General features: G+C 46.0%; 1 protein-coding gene. It reads right to left on the bottom strand.

Annotated features, from left to right (window positions below):
* Positions 1–95 precede the first annotated feature (95 nt).
* Positions 96–396: hypothetical protein (locus D0T85_RS22600; RefSeq protein ID WP_203558560.1), on the bottom strand; the 301-nt coding region annotated here is incomplete at its 5' end.

Raw genomic sequence — 396 nt, 5'->3', positions numbered from 1 at the left:
AGGGATGAGGAAGAAAGAGTAGTCAGGGTACATAGTTGGAGGAAATCAAATCTAGAATGCTCTAGTCTAGTCCAGAAACGTCAATGGTAGAAGATTCAAAATCCAAAAGGAAACTTTTTCTTCAGGTCATTAACAATTTTATCCAAAGCCTCTTTTATTTTGTCCTTGAGTTTTTCTTTGGGCTTTTCTTCCTCTTTTACTTCTTCCTCACTGGAATTATCTTCCTGGGTAGTGTCACCAGCATCTTGGCTGTCAGAGGCATCTTCTGTCTCAGAGTCACTGGTTTGCTCAGGTGCGGCATCTGCAGGAGCAGCATCTGCAGGAGCGGCATCTGCAGGAGCAGCATCTGCAGGAGCAGCATCTGCAGGAGCGGCATCTGCAGGATCGGCATCTGCA

This window comes from Bacteroides sp. 519, from assembly GCF_010500955.1.
Lineage (GTDB): Bacteria > Bacteroidota > Bacteroidia > Bacteroidales > Bacteroidaceae > Bacteroides.
The sequence above is the reverse complement of the archived record's forward strand: the minus strand, read 5'-3'. Positions and strand labels throughout refer to the sequence as shown.